A 17,014-nucleotide genomic window follows, 5' to 3' on the forward strand; every position below is an offset into this window, starting at 1 on the left:
CACGAAGAAAAGAAATACAGAAACAGTTCATCGAATATGCACAATCCGTTCTCGCTCAGGATCCTAAAATAGATGAGCTGATTGATTGGGAAAACAGAGAAGATATTTTAGCCTGGCTGGACAGCCTCGAAAACTGCGGCACGGTCCAAAGCCGGACACGGAGAGGTATGCCACAGGACTATTTATTATGTTGACAGTTTCTTTGAACCTGTGATGACAAGCACTGTTATCCTGTTGTTTTTACAAACGATATCACGTTTCCATGAGCCATAGCGATTAGATCTATGTTCTCAGGGAGTTAAGGCCACTCGCAACATAATAGCAGATATCTACACTGTGAGAATTAACTATGGAGATATGACATCAATTTCCTACATACAATTTATGTGAATAAATAAACATGAGTCAAGGGCAGACTTGACCCCTTGTTTTTTCGGGCATAATTTTAATTAAGGTTATTTTTGAAGGTTTTTGAAAGTCCGCGTGAGAACAGCTAAAGCGTTCATCCTTGCAGTTGTTTTAAAATAGTGATGACCGCCGGAACCACGGATATTGGAAAGCCATCTTGAGGGTTTGCGGCAATAGATTAAAATTTTATCACCTTCAATCGCTTCGCCTGGATTCCTGTATATGTTTTCGACATCCTTATAGCGATCTTCAGCCAATTTTCTTCTCCTTAACCAATTCATTGCATGCATGAACCACCACATGGGGGTCAATTCCTAATGTTTCAACAATATCTTCATATCCAATTTCCTTACCATCATTATCTCTAAAATATAGGGCAATTTCTTCTTTAGCTTGTTTAAGTGAAATATCTCTAATCTCAATTTCTTCAACTTCTGTAAGGCCTATTTTTTCATTGAGTTGGACAAACATTTCCTTTAGCTCCTTTATTTCCTTTTTTAATTCATCGACCCGAGGGTCATAAGATATTATAGTTGTACCGGGAAGTGTGGCGCCAAAGAATCCCTCAGATTCTTCTATGTTATAGTTAAAATGGGATGATGATCCAACATATGTTAAATTTGTTGTAAGCCCTTTACCCGTGTCTTCGTGTTTTTCCCATTCTGCTATTCGGATTCCCATGTTTTTATCCTTCCTTGGTTTGGGCTTGAGTGAGTTTTATGAATTTGTCTAACCAATCTCGTATTCTAATTGCAGTATCTACATCCATTATTACAGAAGTTTGTATGAGACGAACAACATCACCGCCAGTTTCTGCTGGCTTAACTTGATCGCCCAATGCCCCATCATCCGTAATTTCATGAGTTACTGTCTTTGGTATTGGATGCCTCTCGGAGTACAGGTGCATGTATATCTCTTTTCGTGGCGTGGCTCCCCCCCATGCACCGTTAACGTAATAATCACGCAAATCATTTGGATAAACGTATCTAAATGTAACTTCTTTTTTGTCTTTGATCATTTTTGCCTCCTGTTTGCGTCGGTCATATTACAGTAATTAGTTTGACTTTAACTTTTTTACCAAAAACCATATCATAAGTAAACCCTTTTGCGCTTTTTCCGAATGCCTGTTTTTTCTCCGGGCAAACAAGGCCGTACGTCAATTATCCTGAATCAATAAATTCCAGTAAATGGGTCAAGGGCAGACTTGACCCATTTGCTCACTCTCAAAGACGTGGTTAGCGTAATGCTCTATTCTCATCCACATTTTCAAAATCGTCATTTTGCGGTGGCTCTATGCCAAACCAATTAAAGTTGAATACTGCCTCCCTATCGTTTACTTCTTCCAACGTGGTCAGCCCTTGTCCTGGGAGGCCTGTTTCTTGATTGACGACCAGAACGGTAAGCGGCGGTAAATCATTTTCTTTGCAGAACCACATAATGCATCCAAGAATAGGTGCCATGACACCTGCGCCACCGAAGCCGAGAATATCGGCAATGTCACCATACGTGTAAGTCTTGCGATTTCTGGCAGCACAAATTAATAACGACCAGATCTGGGACGCTCGTTGATACCTTGTCATGTTCTCTCCTTTTATTTGTCAGCGCTAATACCTCCGGTTAAGCTGCTAGGGGAGGTTCTAAATTTAGAATCGTTGATCGTTTTCAGAAGAGCTTTCGGAATGTGTGCGTGAGAGGCGCGGCTACTTTATTTACGTGAAGAAGTACCCCCTTTTTGATCACAGACAATATAGCAGGCAAAATTAAAAAATCAAGGATAATCCGACGCATAAAATCGGAATAGCGCTATTCGCTTAATAGCATTACCGGTGAGGAAGAAACAAAAACTGCATACAGCTTGCCATTCGATTTAATCTTAAATCAGTTAACTTCTCTCCATGTATGGATCACATTTCATAACTTCTTTGTCAATTCTTGCGGTGTAGAGATCTGCTTGCTGTCGTATATTTACCGTTATTTTTTCACCAATACCGCCCCGAAGAAGCCGTCTGTTCCGTGGCGGTGGGGGTATGTCCTGAAGAACCCTTCATTGTCGATCAATTCATTGCTGATTGAGGCGGGGGGATGAATCTGTTTAAATCATCAGGCCGGATTTCCTTTTAAACCTGTTTCATCGGCAACTTCCCGCATTCCCATTATGGTATCTTCAATAAGTTTCCCGATCTCGACTCCCAACATGTCGGCGCCCTTTTGGATGATTGATCGGTCCACACCGGCAGCGAATGCAGGCGATTTCCATTTTTTCTTTACGGATTTTACGGTCATATCCATGACACTCTTTGATGGCCGAACCATGGCGTTTCAAAAACACATTTCCCTCTGTATTTAAAAGAACTTGAATTTAGATATAATAATCGTTGCATCTTACTAAACTTTCAATTTTATCGTTTACAGGAAGGAAGCATGCTGGTTTTATATCTGTGTTCCCTCTGACAGGATATTCACGTACTCTGCATACATGTATCGCTTATCCCGTTTTCTTCCCGTTATTTCTTCAAGTATCCCGGTCTTCTCAAACTGGGATACCAAAGTAGAGGCCGACTGAAATGAAATATTAAATTCCTTTGCCACATCATTCACGGAAATATAAGGTTTGTGGAACAGGCTTTCCAGCATACCGACAGCGATCGGAGAAGATATCTTTTTTTTCCAGAGAAGACTTCTATGATTACTCTGCAACTCAAGTATTTTTTTTGCAGTCTCCATTGCAGAATCTGCCGTTTCGACAACTCCTTTCAGGAAAAAAGCTACCCATTGTTCATAGTTTCCCGTTTCCCTTACCATCTGTAATCGGTCATAGTACTCCTGACGATTTCTTTTGAAGAAGTAACTGAGGTAAAGTAGAGGGCGATGTAGTACGCTTTTCCAGTACAGGTAAAACGTGATGAGTAGACGGCCGAGTCTGCCGTTACCATCAAGAAAAGGATGTATGGTCTCAAATTGGTAATGTATCATGGCACTGTCAATAAGAACCGGCAGACGTGCATCTCCATGTATGTAGTGTTCAAGGTCTCCCATAGCTTTTACGGATTCATGGGGAGGTGGGGGAATAAAAGTCGCACTATTAAGAGTGCAACCAGGTGGGCCTATCCAGTTCTGAGTCTGCCTGAATTCACCAGGTTTTCTCTCGCTACCGCGGACACCTTCTATCAGGATTTCATGAATTTCCTTTATCAACCGCAGGCTCATGGGTAAGTCATCAAGTCGTTGTATGCCGTAATTGAGCGCTTTCACATAATTCACAACATCTGATACATCATTAATGTTACTTGGCTTCCCGCCACTTTCATAACCGAACAGATCTTGAAGGGACGCCCGGGTGCCTTCAATCTGGGAACTGAGCAACGCCTCTTTCCTCACATACATGGCAATAAAGAAATTGACATCAGGAAGAATATAACCCATACCATCAAGGCGGGCCAGTGACATATCCGCTTTCGAAAGAAGGTTTTGCAATGTTTCATCAAGTTCTATAGCGGGATCAGGGGGCAATGGAGCGGGAATAAACGCTTTGTACCCTGTGATCTGCTGAATATAACCACCGCTTCTTTTCATTTTCTGGTCCTTGTTCAAGGATTTTGGAATAACTTAGCATTGAAAGCCGGTTAATTCAAGTATTTTTTAATAACAAACAAGAAGAGGCGGGCTTATTCAATTAGCATAGAGTAGGGGAGCAAATCTTATCTTGACTCATTTTTGTTTATTCACATGAATCGCATACAGGAAATCAATATCATAATCCCATAGTCAATTTTCAAATCATCAGGCCGGATTTCCTTTTAAACCTGTTTCATCGGCAACTTCCCGCATTCCCATTATGGTATCTTCAATAAGTTTCCCGATCTCGACTCCTAACATGTCGGCGCCCTTTTGGATGATTGATCGGTCCACACCGGCAGCGAATGCAGGCGATTTCCATTTTTTCTTTACGGATTTTACAGTCATATCCATGACACTCTTTGATGGTCGAACCATGGCGTTGGCCGCGATAAGTCCCGTTAATTCATCAATGGCATAAAGTGTTTTCTCCATGGTGCTCTTTGGCTCCACGTCTGAGTGTATTCCCCATCCATGAGAGACGGCGGCACGGATATATTCCTCCGGCCAGTTATGTTCTTCAAGGATTTCTCTCGTCCTGGTACAGTGCTGATCGGGAAACTTCTCATAATCAAGGTCATGAATCAGACCGATGATTCCCCATTTATCCTCATCTTCGCCATGCTTCCTTCCAATATAGCGCATGACTCCCTCTACGGTATAGGCATGTTTACGTAAGCTGTCGCTTTCGTTGTATTCATGTAAAAGTTTCAATGCCTCCTCACGAGTTGGGATCTTTTCTTCCATCGTTATTCTCCTTTTTCGTTTTCTTTCCAATATTACTTTTTCACCAATACCGCCCCGAAGAAGCCGTCTGTCCCGTGGCGGTGGGGGTATGTCCTGAAGAATCCTTCATTATCGATCATTTTGCTGCTGATAGAGGCGGGGGGATGAATCTGCTCAAAACCGGGATTGTCGGACAGGAAGGCCGCAACAACGTCTTCGTTCTCCTCGGGCATTATAGTGCAGGTGCTGTAAATAAGTTTCCCTCCACTTTTCAGATAGTGACCGGCGTTTTTCAATATCCTTTTCTGAAGAGGCGGGAAGCTTTCCAAGTCTTCGGGGAGCATTCGCCATTTGATTTCGGGATTTCTCCTCAGTGTTCCCAGGCCTGAGCAGGGGGCGTCTACGAGGGCACGATCGAATTTCCCATGCAGCGTTTTTTCAGGTTCCAGGGTCGCATCTCCCACCAGTGTATCAATTATGGTTGCTCCCAGCCTTTTCGACATTCCCTTTAATGCCCCGATCTTTTTGTGACTGATATCGAGCGCCAGTATCGTTCCGTCATTTTGCATCATCTCAGCCATGTGGGTCGTCTTTCCGCCGATACCGGCACAGATATCGATAATCGCCTCACCGGGTTTCGGATTTACGAGGCGGGAGATTAACTGGGATGCTTCGTCCTGTATCTGGATATGTCCCATTTTGTAATATTTTGTTTCTCTGACAGGGACAGGTGGATGTGAGAGTATGATTCCGTCCGGGGAGAATTGAGCGGGCCGAACCGTAAAACCGTCATCTGAAAGGGCTTTTAAAATCTCATCCCGGTCTGTTTTCAGTTTGTTTACCCTCAGGGTGAGGGGCGGGGTCTCATTGCCGGCCTTGCATAGTTCACTGGTTTCTTCAACGCCGAATATTCCTATCCATCTCTCTACGAGCCACAGCGGATGCGAATAGACGGCCGAAATATGCGATGAGGGGGCTTTATCAATGTCGGGATATTTAACTTCCCCCTTTTTCCGTATCGCATTTCTCAGTATTGCATTGACCAGGCCCGACCTGCCGGGATATTTCTTCTTTGTAATTTTTACCGCCTCGTCAACAGCGGCGAACTCCGGGATCCTGTCGGTAAAGATAAGCTGGTAGAGACCCGTTCTCAGGATATTTTTTATGCCGGTATCGAGCGATTTCAGCCTGCCGCTGTAAAGGTGCTGGATTATCCAGTCTAAGTGGCCTCTCATCCGAAGCGTTCCATAGACAAGCTCGGTCAAAAGTCTTCTGTCGTGTATATTGTTGAAGATGTCTCGTACGAGGTAGGAGTCTAAAATCGGTTCCGCAAAGGAGCCGGTTTCATCTATGCGGTTCAAGATATCGACGGCTATGGCGCGGGGGTTATTTTTCACCTGAATTATATTTTTCCTCTTATCTGATCGATCTCTTCCAGGATTTTCAGGGAGGTTTCTTCCATCGATTCAAGGATATCAAGGGCGTTTTTCTTGTCGGATTGTTCCTGACCAATGAGTGCAACCATCTCAGATATGTCGGCTGTGAACATACAAAAACGGTCAATCAGCATTTCATGAAGGTAATTCGAAGCCGTCTCAGTCAGTTTAAAAATATATTGAAATTTCAGGTTTTCCTTATAATTCTTTAAATAGAAAACGATCGACCGTTCTGTTTCTTTTTTGATACGTCTTACACCATCACGCAGTGCGAGGATTTCTCCTTCCTTCTCGTTCTGAATCGGTTTTTTAAACAGTTTTTTTATAAATTTGAGAAGGTTGTAATAACCGAGACGCATGATTGCTTCAGTTCTAATCTTCGCAGTGTACTCAGTGTGCGAAATGAGTGGAGGTACTTTAAATCCCGTTTTTTTCTTTATGTCTTCAAGATCAATAAAGTATGCCCCCACTGCTGTCTGGCTTTTCAAAGTGATTCCCAGCTCAAGGAAAGTTTTATCGTATTTTTTAGTGGCACTTTCTACCATTGCATCATACGTGGAGGCAATATTATCAAGAAAATTTTTGATCTTATCCTCTTCCTGACGAATGAACTGGATCAATTGTGGATTGATGGTCTCGGCAATGAAAGTGTCGAGGGCATGCTTGAATTCCTGAAATATCGTATATATGGTGGATGAAAAACCGACAGACTCAATATTGTCTTCATGGTCTTGATATTTAACATTGTAGTTTCTGACAAACTTCTGAATATCCCGGATTACATTACCGTAGTGGGCATCTAAAAAACTGTCTATGTCCTTTCCAAGTTCAAGCTTTGTTTTTTGTGATGTCCCGTCAATGGTGTCTTTGGCCATTGCTTTTGTTTGATTTGCCAATTCTTGTTCATGTTCAATTTTTTCAAAAACTTCTAGTGCGCTGTCGGAGTCCCTGATAAGAATGTCATGATTGATACTGATCCAGTCATGTATTCCGGAAGCCATAATCGTCAGGCGTTCCAGTTGATTTTTCAACAGAAGAGCTAAACGATCTCCTGTCAGTTTTTCATAGAAGGCGGTTTCGAACTGCCTGGTTTTCTCATTTGAAAAAGTTACCAGTTCAGATTCCTTTTTCCACTGTTTAAGTCTAAACCTGTCCTTTTGTGGAAGGCTTGTTTCAAGATGTTTGAAGAGATTAAAGAGGGTAGAGAATGCAAAGATTTCGGGGTCACGCTTGATTAATGATATCTCTTCTCTTATCCTTTTAATAATCCTCAGGAGATCATCAATGCCTTCATGCTCGCTGAAATCACAGTTTACGACAAAGAAAATGTTCTCCAGAAGCCCCATCTTCTTGATCATGGTTAAAAACTTGATATCTGCCTGGCGCATTCCTGTTCTGCTGCTCAGGACGTATATAATGAGATTCGTCCTTAGGAGATAATCCTGAATCATAGTCAGATGCAGGGGATTGGAAGAGTCACTGCCCTGGCAGTCAGCAATTTCGATATTGTTTTCAAGGTTGTGTTTGTTCTCTATATGTAATTCCATATCTCTGAGATAGACTGCCAGTGAATCGTCGCCGACAAAATCCTTGTGCCTGACAAACTTTCTTTTTTCGAATTGTGTAATTCTGTCATCGGGGGGAAGTGTTTTGTTTACACGTTTGTATCCATTCAGGTACGAGGAGAGAAGCATACAGTTGGCATTGCGTGTATCATTCGAAATGAGTTGGTCAGTATTCAGTGAATTCAGTGTCTTTTTCAGCTCTGTTCGATCCTGGTTACGCCTTATGTCAAACTGACTGTCTGCAGAGCGCGGGTTCAGGGATGGTAAGAGTACCATAGCCTGTCTCATCTCATCATTCACTTCATCCCAGGTTTTAAAATCGAGGATCGCCTTTAATGTTTGCCCTGTACGTATCCTGGTAACGATCGATGTTATCACACCGGCCCCGCGTCTGAGGTAATCTCCTCCTAAATACGCGTTTACAAATGTGCTTTTACCGGACTTTGTAGTACCTACCACGGCTACGCGTACGATATCCTCAACCATCTGCTTCTCGATGAAACGACACTCTCTTTCCCAGACATTAAAGGGATTTCCGGATATGCCGGGAATCGATTTTGCTGTTGCAAAAAGAGATGAAATGTCGCGGTTGATCTGCATGAGAGATTCTTTTATCGAGTCATAGTTGATCACGGTTTCTCCTGTTCGGGGGCGTCGATTAGGCTAAGGCTAAAATCGCTAAAGTTATATCATCTTTGCTATATAAGGTTCTTTGCACGGACAAACAAGTTTGATGCACTCGTAAAAAGTCATAAAACTCCCTCTCCCTTGATGGGAGAGGATAGGGGTGAGGGTGAATGCAACGTTATTTCAGTTGCTTATATCCCCCTCCCCTTTATCCCCTCCCGCCAGGGGAGGGGAAATCCGACTTTTTACGAGTTCATCAAGTTTGTCCATGCCACCCTTTGCCGATAAGGGTATCGGTTACTACTTAGCCGAGAGTGTCTTCCGGCGATATTTTATACCCTCTCAGAAAATCGAAGATGGACATCCTTCTTTTATTTTCAAGCTGTATCTCCTCTAAATATATATATCCGTCCTGTGCCGCCACCTGAAGCCCCTTTTCCGCTTTACCGACTATCCTGCCTGCCTGCTCTGGCACATGACATTCTTCTCCTGTTGCGGAAAATATCTTCATTTTTTTTTCATTTATAAAAGTATGTGCACATGGAGATGGGTAAAGACCTCTGATGAGGTTCAGAATATCCTTGATACCGGCCTTCCAGTTTATAATACTGTCTTCTTTCTGCAGCCGGGGGGCGTAAGTTGCCAGGGAGGAGTCCTGTGGCGTCCTGGTGATTGTACCTTCTGTTATTCCTTTTACCGTTTTAAGAAGAAGCTCGGAGCCCATCTTTGATAATCTGTCATGGAGCTTGTCAAATGTCTCATCAGATTCTACCGGTGTCTCTTCCTGAAGCAGGATATCTCCCGTATCCATCCCCTCATCCATTAAAATTGTCGTAATTCCTGTCGTCTCTTCACCCCGTATGAGGGTCCAGTTGATCGGCGCGGCCCCCCTGTACTTAGGGAGCAGTGAGGGATGTACATTGATGCAGCCCATTTCGGGGAATTCAATGATCTCCCCGGGAAGTATCTGGCCGAATGCGACGAGTACCACCATATCGGGAGCAAGTTCTCTGAAAGTGTCCAGAAATTCTTTATCTCTGACTTTATCGGGTTGGAATACAGGGAGATTATACTTCTCGGCAGTGATCTTGACCGGGGGTGGAACATATTTTCTTCCTCTTCCCTTGGGCCTGTCGGGCTGGGTGACAACCCCGATAATGGGACAACCATTTTTTGCCAGTATTTCGAGGGATGGGATGGCGAATTTCGGCGTTCCCATAAATACAATCTTTGGTTTCATGTGACGCTTTCCGGTTTTAGATAATAATTTGGTCTGTTTTCACCAAAAGGGTGTATATAAACGCCGCGATCATAACCTTTACCGGGTTATTCTTTTTCCAGATATGCGTAAGCGCTGTGGTTATGTATACTTTCGAAATTTTCCGCCTCTATGCTGTACCAGGTGAAATTGTCATCCCTGTTCAGTCGTTCCGCTATGCTTCTCACAACATCTTCAACGAACATCGGGTTTTCATATCCCTTTTCGGTAACATACTTTTCATCTATTCTCTTAAGCAGGGAATAGACCTGACCACTGGCGGAGTCTTCTATCAACCTGATAACGTCTTCTATCCAGAAGAATTTGTTGAATCTAACTTTTACATTTACAATGCTTCTCTGATTATGGGCGCCCATATTACTTACCTCTTTTGAGCATGGACATACCGTAGTAACCGGCACTATGATACCAACCATAAAATCATTCTTTTTGCCGTTATTTTCTCCGCAGAACTGACATTTGTATTCCATGAGACTTTTTGCCCCCGATACGGGGGCGGCTTTTTCGATGAAGTAGGGGAATTCAATCTCCATGTGTGCCGACTGTGCATCCAGTTTTTCTCTTACCTTCTCGAGTATTATCTGGAATGTTTTGATATTGATTTGCCCCCTGTATTCATTTAACACCTCGATAAAACGGCTCATATGTGTCCCTTTGAATTGACGGGGCAAGTTTACATACATATTGATAGTTGCATTGACGTGTTGTGTGCCATTGGCCTGATCAAGAACTATTACGGGGTATTTAATCCCCTTAACACCAACCTTTTTTATGTCTATATTTCTGGAATCTTTCTGATTCTGAACATCAACCATTATTCTTCTCCGTTGTAGGAAACCCTTGCATTCTCCGATTCCCAGACCGTTATCAGGGATACATTTATTTTTCTGGAACTTACTTTTTCATAAATCATGTCATAAATGTACTTCGCTATATTTTCCGATGACGGATTTATGTTTTTAAAATGAGGGGTGTCATTAAGAAATTTGTGATCGAGCTTATCAAGTATCTCTTCTATCCACCCTTCTAATATCCTGAAGTCTATAAGCAGCCCTTCTTCGTTTAATTTTTTTGATTCCACGGAAACTTCGACTGTGAAATTATGTCCGTGGAGTTTTTCACATCTGCCTCCAATATCCTTCAGGTTGTGAGCAGCAGAGAATGCTTTTTTAATAGTTACTTCGTACATCAGATTCCAATATATCAAAGGGAAGAGTATGTCAACTCTGGATGTGAAATGTGTCAATAGCATTTCAATATGTCCGGTTTTCATAGCAAGTGAAATGTCCGGTTTGAAAATTGTTTATAGGTTTAGTTGAACAAAGCTTTTGTTCCCTCTTCTCCAGTTCATTCGGTATTTCACAAAGCGTTAACCCATGGGAAAGACGGTGAGTTGATGAACCGTTTGTATCTATAAGTTCACCTCCAGCATTGTGCCATCCCCCGGATATCCAAAGCGGGGGAGATAGATTTTACAAATAATTACTTGAACTAAGAGGGATAATTCTGATAAATGTGTGGTGGAAAAATGGAAAGCAGGCAAGAAAGTAATATGAATCGCTCACTTTTTTTTGATTCCATAAATGTTGCAACACCGGAAGAGAACATATATAAACGCCTGGGATACCGAAAAGGTAAAACTCAGCTCACATCTCAACAGAAAGAGGAAGTTGAGCACTATATTGAAGATGCACTTTCTCTTATTGATGTGAAGGGTTCAGGAATACGAATCCCTATTCAGGAAAGAAAATCCTCTAAAATTATCCTTTCAACAGGCGTTACATTTGAAAGCATGCATCTGTCCGCATTTCTCGAAGATTGCGGGGAGATTGTACTGATGGGGACTACGGCGGGCAGCGATATCGTTGACGCTGTCCGGAAAGATTCCACTGAGGATAACCTGACCCGCGCAGTTGTCTTTGATGCAGTGGCCAGTGAGATTGTGGATGCATCACTTGACTGGATAGTTAATTACTACAATCAGGAACTCCGCAGAGAAAACAAACGTCTTACCTCAAAGCGTTTCTCCGCGGGTTATCATGATTTTTTACTTGAAAACCAGAAAACCATTTACGATATATTGCAGCTCCACCGTATTGGGGTCAGAATAAACGAGAAATTTATTCTCATACCGGAAAAGTCAGTTACCGCTATCGCCGGAATTGAAAATATGGTAAATCGCAGGTAAACATTCAGAGCGAACGATTTTTCTGCTGAAAGACTGTGTTGATAGCCAAACGCTTTATAGGTGATACAGGGTGAATATTAAAGATAAAATAAATAAGCTTCTCAACAAAAGAGTACTTATCCTCGATGGTGCTACAGGGACGGAGTTACAGAAGGGCGGTATGCCTCAGGGAGCATGTCCGGAAATATGGTGCCTTGAAAATCCTCGGATTATTCAGGCGATTCATTCCGACTATCAAAAATCTGGCGCTGATGTTGTTTATACCTGCACCTTTGGCGCAAATCGCTTCAAATTAGGGCAGTACGATGTTCATAATATAAGAGAGGTCAACAGCCGGCTTGCCAAGCTGTCTAAGGATGCCGTTGGTGAAAAGGCTATGGTGGCCGGTGATATCGGCCCCACGGGGCAGTTCGTCAAGCCTTTTGGAAATATCGATTTCGAGGAAGCGGTTGAGGTATTTAAAGAACAGGCCGTAGGGCTTCTTGAAGGCGGCGTTGATCTCTTTGTGATTGAGACCATGATGGATATTCAGGAGGCGCGTGCGGCGCTGATTGCCGTAAAAGAAGTTACGGATGCGTTTGTCATGGTTACCATGACGTTTGAGCAAGATGGCCGCACACTCAATGGAACAGATCCGGTAACCGCACTAATTACTCTGCAGAGTCTCGGTGCCGATGCTGTTGGCTGCAACTGTTCTACAGGCCCGGAAGAGATGCTTGAATATATCAAAGCGATGAAACCATACGCGAAAGTCCCTCTCGTGGCAAAACCAAATGCCGGTATCCCGAAACTTGTTGGGGATGAAACCGTTTTCGACATGCCGCCCGCCGGGTTCGCCTCTTTTGGCAAAAAATATGTTTCGACAGGCGTTAATATCATGGGCGGCTGCTGCGGGACATCGCCGGAACATATATATGCATTCAGGAAGGAGATTCAAAAAGAAAAGCCCCATGCTCCCTTTAGAAAATCGATAAGTGCCCTCAGCTCCGCGAGAAAATTTATCGTTCTGGAAAAGGACAAGCCACTTTGTATTGTAGGGGAGCGTATTAATCCTACGGGGAAAAAGGCCCTTCAGCAGGAACTCCTCGACGGCAAAATGTCTCTCATACGGCAAATGACCAAAGAGCAGAAAAGAGATGGCGCCGGAATTCTTGATGTCAATGTAGGTGTTCCCGGTATCGACGAAGTGAAGACCATGCATGAAGTGGTCAGTCTCCTGTCGACCATTACCGATCTTCCCCTGGTTATTGATTCATCAAATATTGAAGCGATAGAGACGGCTCTCAGGATCTATCCAGGCCGTGCCCTGATCAATTCCATTTCCGGGGAAGAGGGGAAACTCAAAAAACTTCTCCCCATAGCAGCAAAATACGGGGCAATGTTTATTCTCCTGCCGTTGACTGACAGGGAAATACCGGAGACGGCGGAGAAGCGGAAAAAAATTATCAAAAGCGTATTCAAAGATGCCGAAAGGTTCGGTTTTACCAGGGATGATATTGTCGTGGACGGGCTGGTGATGACGGTGGCTTCCGATTCCATGGCAGCGATGGAGACACTGAAGACAATCGAGTGGTGCTCACGCAAATTCAAATGTAAAACCATCGCCGGGGTTACCAATGTCTCCTTCGGAATGCCGCAGCGAAAATGGATCAATGCGGCTTTTCTCGCAATGGCTCAGGCTTTTGGTCTTACTCTGGCCATTGCCAATCCTTCTAATGAAGAGCTGATAAATGTTAAAATAGCGGCGGATGTGTTAACTCAAAAAGATAAAGATGCTTCGTCATTTATTTCCTACTTTTCCGAAACGTCTCATATAAGTAAACCGGATGTGGAGGCGGATAAAATCTCGCCGGAGCAAGAGGTGTTTCAGGCTATTCTGGAAGGAAACAGGGAAGAGATAAAAAGATTTATAAAGAAAGCCCTCTCTTCCGGGACAACTGCTGACAGCCTTGTTCGTGATACGATGATTCCGGCTATCAGGGAGACAGGGGACTTGTTTGACAAGAAGGAGTATTTTCTTCCACAGCTCATCGCCAGTGCTGAAGTGATGAAAAGGGGGCTTGAATACCTTGATCCCTACCTGAAAAGAGACGTGTCGACGCAGGAAGCGAAAGCCCCTGTTCTTCTTGCCACGGTAAAAGGGGATATACATGACATAGGAAAAAATATTGTATTCCTAATGTTAAAAAATCACGGATTTAATGTTATAGACCTTGGAAAAGATGTGTCTTCCGAAAAGATCATCGAGGAAATAAAGGTTTATCGACCTGCCATTGTGGGACTTTCCGCGCTCATGACCACAACAATGGTAAACATGAAAGAAGTTATTGATATGGCAAGAAGGGAAGGGCTTAAATGTAAGTTTATAATAGGGGGGGCGGTGGTAAGCAAATCCTATGCGCAGTCGATTGGAGCGGAATACGCAAAAGATGGCGTCGGGGCGGTACGGCTTGCCCAAAGATTGTATGCGGAATTTTATGATGAGAAATTAAAACAGGGAAATTAATCATGTTAGAATATTTTTTTAAAGGGGGACCGGTCATGTACCCCCTTCTCATCTGTTCAATAATATCGCTTACGGTAATCATTGAACGGGTAATATTCTGGATCAGAGAAGAAAAAAATCGTGACAGAACACTGTTGAATGAATTGATGTCTCTGGTTGAAAAGGGGCAGTTTGATGAAGCAAAGAAGAGAACCTTGAAAGCGCGGGATTACGTTATCAGGACAATGGTCTGCGGAGTTGTTCACCGCAATTTTTCCCTGAGGGATGCCCTCCAGATGAGTGCCGATGAAGAAATCGCCCGGATGAGACGTTACCTGCCTATTCTCGACACAATGATAACACTCTCGCCTCTTCTGGGAATCCTCGGGACGGTCACAGGTATAATCTATTCTTTTAACATGCTTGGTACTGTGGGTGCGGAACATCCCCAGTTGATCACAGTGGGTATCGCCCAGGCGCTTATAACCACAGCCTTTGGCCTGACAATCGCCATTCTGAGCCTTATACCGTACAATTATTTTGTATCAAAGATAGAAAAAGCCGTGCTTGAGATGGAGAAGTACGGCACCAATCTGGAGATAATCTTCGAGCGGAAAAGGAACTCAGGATGAAGATTTCAAGGCGTTACTCCGGTAAGGCAAGAATTGAGATGATACCATTGATAGATGTTATATTTCTCCTTTTAGTTGCCTTTATATTCATGACCATGTCAATGGTCGTTCACAAGGGAATACCCATTGACCTGCCGCAATCCTCTACATCCCTTGTCGATAAAAAGGAATTTGTAAGCATAAGCATAAGAGCAGATGGAAAGGTGTTTTTCGAAAAAGAGGAGGTAACACTGGACAAGCTCCTTTCCATGTTAACCTCTCATTATCGCGAATTTCCAAAAATGAAAGCGATCATAATGGGGGACAGGAAGGCCTCTTATGAACGGATCATCTCAGTGATGGATGTGGTTAGAAAATCCGGAGTTGTCAGTCTGTCGCTGGAGACGAAATGGAAAGAGTAACGTTTGAAAAAGACCTCTTCTTTGCGGTCATAATTGCGCTGGCCATTCATGCCGGAGCTGCCTTCACTCATATTTACACTGTTCCACGCCCCGTTCATTTTAAAGCAAAAAAATATAGTCGTCTCATTATATCTATGGTCTCTACTCATGCCCCCGATGTAGTACCTGTGGTGCAGAAGAAAAGAAAAGTGGTTGTCAAGGAAAAGAAGGAGATAATCAAGCCGGACAATCAGAGTACTCCGATACCAAAAAGGGAAATAGTAAAAGAAACGGTTTCGCTGAAGAAGGCTGCAAACAAACCAGTCAGTACATCTGTACCAATGGAGACGGCAAAAGAGGTTCTGGCCGTACCTCGATATGGTGAAAATATGCCTCCTGCCTATCCGGCAATAGCCCGAAGAAGGGGATATGAAGGTATAGTAATCCTTTCGGCAGAGATACTTGTTAATGGAAATGTGGGAAAATTAAAAATAAAAAAATCATCTGGATATAGCATGCTGGACAGATCAGCCCTGGAAACAGTCAGGAAATGGAAATTCGAGCCGGGAAGCAGAATGGGGTGTCCCGTAACGATGTATGTTGAAGTCCCTGTAAGATTTGTTTTGAACGACAAATAATATCAAATATCAAAATGCAAAATTTAAAAGTAAAATAAAATCACCGTTAATCCTGAATATGGAAAAGAGACATATCAATAAAATTGTAATTACTTTACCAATCCTCTTTGTATTATTTGTTTTTGCTGTAGATGTATCAGCCAAACAAAGAATTATTTCTAAAACCTATTACCACGAGGGGAACCGTCATTTTGACAAGAAAAGATTTGATAGGGCTATAGAAAAATATAAGAAAGCCATTAAAGTAAATCCCAAGGTTGCCAAATATTATTATATGTTAGGAAAGGCGTATCAGGCCAAAGGTTCATTGGATGAAGCGGTTGTCTCTTATAAAAAGGCAGTAACAGTTGATCCTGATTACTATTGGTCTTATTTTCGGCTTGGGGATATCTGTCTTGAAAAAGGAGAACATGAAAAAGCTATAACATACTATAGAACCTCCGTTGAGAAATGTCCGGAAGACAGTGATGTGCATTATTTTCTTGGAAAGATATGTGATATAAAGGGTGATGCCGACGGAGCTATAAAAGAATATAATGAGGCTGTAAAGTTAAAGCCCGGCTACTTTGACGCTCTTTATAATATAGGCATTAATTACACAAAAAAGGGAGACTTGGAAAGAGCCGTTACTTCTTACAAGGAAGCAAGAAAAGTAAATCCTTATGATGAAGATACGCTGGTTAATCTTGGAATAATATACGTAAAACTGAGGAAATTCAGTAAGGCCATCAATGTGTTGACTGTTGCACTCAAGGTTAATCTGTTCAACCGTGATACGCAATTCTATCTTGGCAAAGCATACTATGGCATGGGAAACCTTGACCAGGCCATAACACAGACAAAAAAAGCACTTACGATAGATCCGGACAATGCCGACATACACTTCACATTGGGTTTATACTATGATAAAAAGGGATGGTCAGATATGGCTGTTGCGGAATATCAGGAGGTTCTCCACCTTAACCCGGATTATTTTAACACTCTTAACAAATAAGGAAAGCTTTGAAGGACCACATTTTTCAGTTTTTCAAATGT

Annotated in this window: 19 protein-coding genes; 7 read left to right on the forward strand and 12 right to left on the reverse strand. The window is 42.8% G+C overall.

Annotated elements, in window-relative coordinates; all coding sequences use genetic code 11:
• On the forward strand, window positions 1-194 hold a 194-nt coding region (locus Q7J27_12050; protein MDO9529870.1), incomplete at its 5' end, for a hypothetical protein.
• Window positions 195-455: 261 nt separating this feature from the next.
• On the opposite strand, the gene Q7J27_12055 is transcribed toward Q7J27_12050, so the two are convergent.
• The 12 genes from Q7J27_12055 to queD all read right to left on the reverse strand — a co-directional run bounded on the left by Q7J27_12055 (window position 456) and on the right by queD (window position 10,845).
• Window positions 456-665 (reverse strand): hypothetical protein, encoded by a 210-nt coding sequence (locus tag Q7J27_12055; GenBank protein ID MDO9529871.1) that lies wholly within the window; start codon window positions 663-665, stop codon window positions 456-458.
• Window positions 658-1,089, reverse strand: a complete 432-nt coding sequence (locus tag Q7J27_12060) for a hypothetical protein (GenBank protein MDO9529872.1) — start codon at window positions 1,087-1,089, stop codon at window positions 658-660. Before Q7J27_12060 ends, Q7J27_12055 begins: the two co-directional genes overlap by 8 nt.
• A gap of 4 nt (window positions 1,090-1,093) precedes the next feature.
• Window positions 1,094-1,426 carry a hypothetical protein gene (locus Q7J27_12065; protein MDO9529873.1) on the reverse strand — a complete coding sequence of 111 codons (333 nt, stop codon included), beginning with the start codon at window positions 1,424-1,426 and terminating at the stop codon, window positions 1,094-1,096.
• A 217-nt stretch (window positions 1,427-1,643) separates the two neighbouring features.
• Window positions 1,644-1,988 (reverse strand): hypothetical protein, encoded by a 345-nt coding sequence (locus tag Q7J27_12070; protein ID MDO9529874.1) that lies wholly within the window; start codon window positions 1,986-1,988, stop codon window positions 1,644-1,646.
• 520 nt (window positions 1,989-2,508) lie between these two features.
• On the reverse strand, window positions 2,509-2,721 hold the full coding sequence (locus Q7J27_12075; GenBank protein ID MDO9529875.1) for a hypothetical protein: 213 nt from the start codon (window positions 2,719-2,721) through the stop codon (window positions 2,509-2,511).
• Between the two features lie 117 nt (window positions 2,722-2,838).
• Complete coding sequence (locus Q7J27_12080; GenBank protein ID MDO9529876.1) at window positions 2,839-3,981, reverse strand: Fic family protein; 1,143 nt, start codon at window positions 3,979-3,981, stop codon at window positions 2,839-2,841.
• 207 nt (window positions 3,982-4,188) lie between these two features.
• Window positions 4,189-4,770, reverse strand: coding sequence for an HD domain-containing protein (locus Q7J27_12085; protein ID MDO9529877.1), 582 nt, complete (start codon window positions 4,768-4,770; stop codon window positions 4,189-4,191).
• A 32-nt stretch (window positions 4,771-4,802) separates the two neighbouring features.
• Entirely contained in the window at window positions 4,803-6,146 is a 1,344-nt protein-coding gene (gene rsmB, locus Q7J27_12090) for a 16S rRNA (cytosine(967)-C(5))-methyltransferase RsmB (GenBank protein MDO9529878.1), read from the reverse strand.
• Between the two features lie 5 nt (window positions 6,147-6,151).
• Window positions 6,152-8,383 carry a dynamin family protein gene (locus Q7J27_12095; protein MDO9529879.1) on the reverse strand — a complete coding sequence of 744 codons (2,232 nt, stop codon included), beginning with the start codon at window positions 8,381-8,383 and terminating at the stop codon, window positions 6,152-6,154.
• A gap of 298 nt (window positions 8,384-8,681) precedes the next feature.
• Window positions 8,682-9,617, reverse strand: coding sequence for a methionyl-tRNA formyltransferase (gene fmt, locus Q7J27_12100; GenBank protein ID MDO9529880.1), 936 nt, complete (start codon window positions 9,615-9,617; stop codon window positions 8,682-8,684).
• Window positions 9,618-9,703: 86 nt separating this feature from the next.
• Window positions 9,704-10,471: a GTP cyclohydrolase FolE2 gene (folE2, locus tag Q7J27_12105; GenBank protein MDO9529881.1), complete on the reverse strand. Its 768-nt coding sequence runs from the start codon at window positions 10,469-10,471 to the stop codon at window positions 9,704-9,706.
• A complete protein-coding gene (gene queD / locus Q7J27_12110; GenBank protein MDO9529882.1) occupies window positions 10,471-10,845 on the reverse strand; it encodes a 6-carboxytetrahydropterin synthase QueD in 375 nt (124 codons plus the stop codon). The genes folE2 and queD overlap by 1 nt, the downstream gene beginning before the upstream one ends.
• 339 nt (window positions 10,846-11,184) lie before the next feature.
• Here queD and Q7J27_12115 point away from each other — a divergent pair, with 339 nt between their 5' ends.
• The 6 genes from Q7J27_12115 to Q7J27_12140 all read left to right on the forward strand — a co-directional run bounded on the left by Q7J27_12115 (window position 11,185) and on the right by Q7J27_12140 (window position 16,973).
• Window positions 11,185-11,844 carry a hypothetical protein gene (locus Q7J27_12115; GenBank protein ID MDO9529883.1) on the forward strand — a complete coding sequence of 220 codons (660 nt, stop codon included), beginning with the start codon at window positions 11,185-11,187 and terminating at the stop codon, window positions 11,842-11,844.
• 70 nt (window positions 11,845-11,914) lie between these two features.
• Window positions 11,915-14,350: a homocysteine S-methyltransferase family protein gene (locus Q7J27_12120; protein ID MDO9529884.1), complete on the forward strand. Its 2,436-nt coding sequence runs from the start codon at window positions 11,915-11,917 to the stop codon at window positions 14,348-14,350.
• 2 nt (window positions 14,351-14,352) lie between these two features.
• A complete protein-coding gene (locus Q7J27_12125; GenBank protein MDO9529885.1) occupies window positions 14,353-14,961 on the forward strand; it encodes a MotA/TolQ/ExbB proton channel family protein in 609 nt (202 codons plus the stop codon).
• Entirely contained in the window at window positions 14,958-15,362 is a 405-nt protein-coding gene (locus Q7J27_12130) for a biopolymer transporter ExbD (protein ID MDO9529886.1), read from the forward strand. Before Q7J27_12125 ends, Q7J27_12130 begins: the two co-directional genes overlap by 4 nt.
• Window positions 15,350-15,979 carry an energy transducer TonB gene (locus Q7J27_12135; protein ID MDO9529887.1) on the forward strand — a complete coding sequence of 210 codons (630 nt, stop codon included), beginning with the start codon at window positions 15,350-15,352 and terminating at the stop codon, window positions 15,977-15,979. The genes Q7J27_12130 and Q7J27_12135 overlap by 13 nt, the downstream gene beginning before the upstream one ends.
• A gap of 58 nt (window positions 15,980-16,037) precedes the next feature.
• Window positions 16,038-16,973, forward strand: a complete 936-nt coding sequence (locus tag Q7J27_12140) for a tetratricopeptide repeat protein (protein ID MDO9529888.1) — start codon at window positions 16,038-16,040, stop codon at window positions 16,971-16,973.
• Window positions 16,974-17,014 lie beyond the last annotated feature (41 nt).

The organism is Syntrophales bacterium (assembly GCA_030655775.1).
GTDB lineage: Bacteria > Desulfobacterota > Syntrophia > Syntrophales > JADFWA01 > JAUSPI01.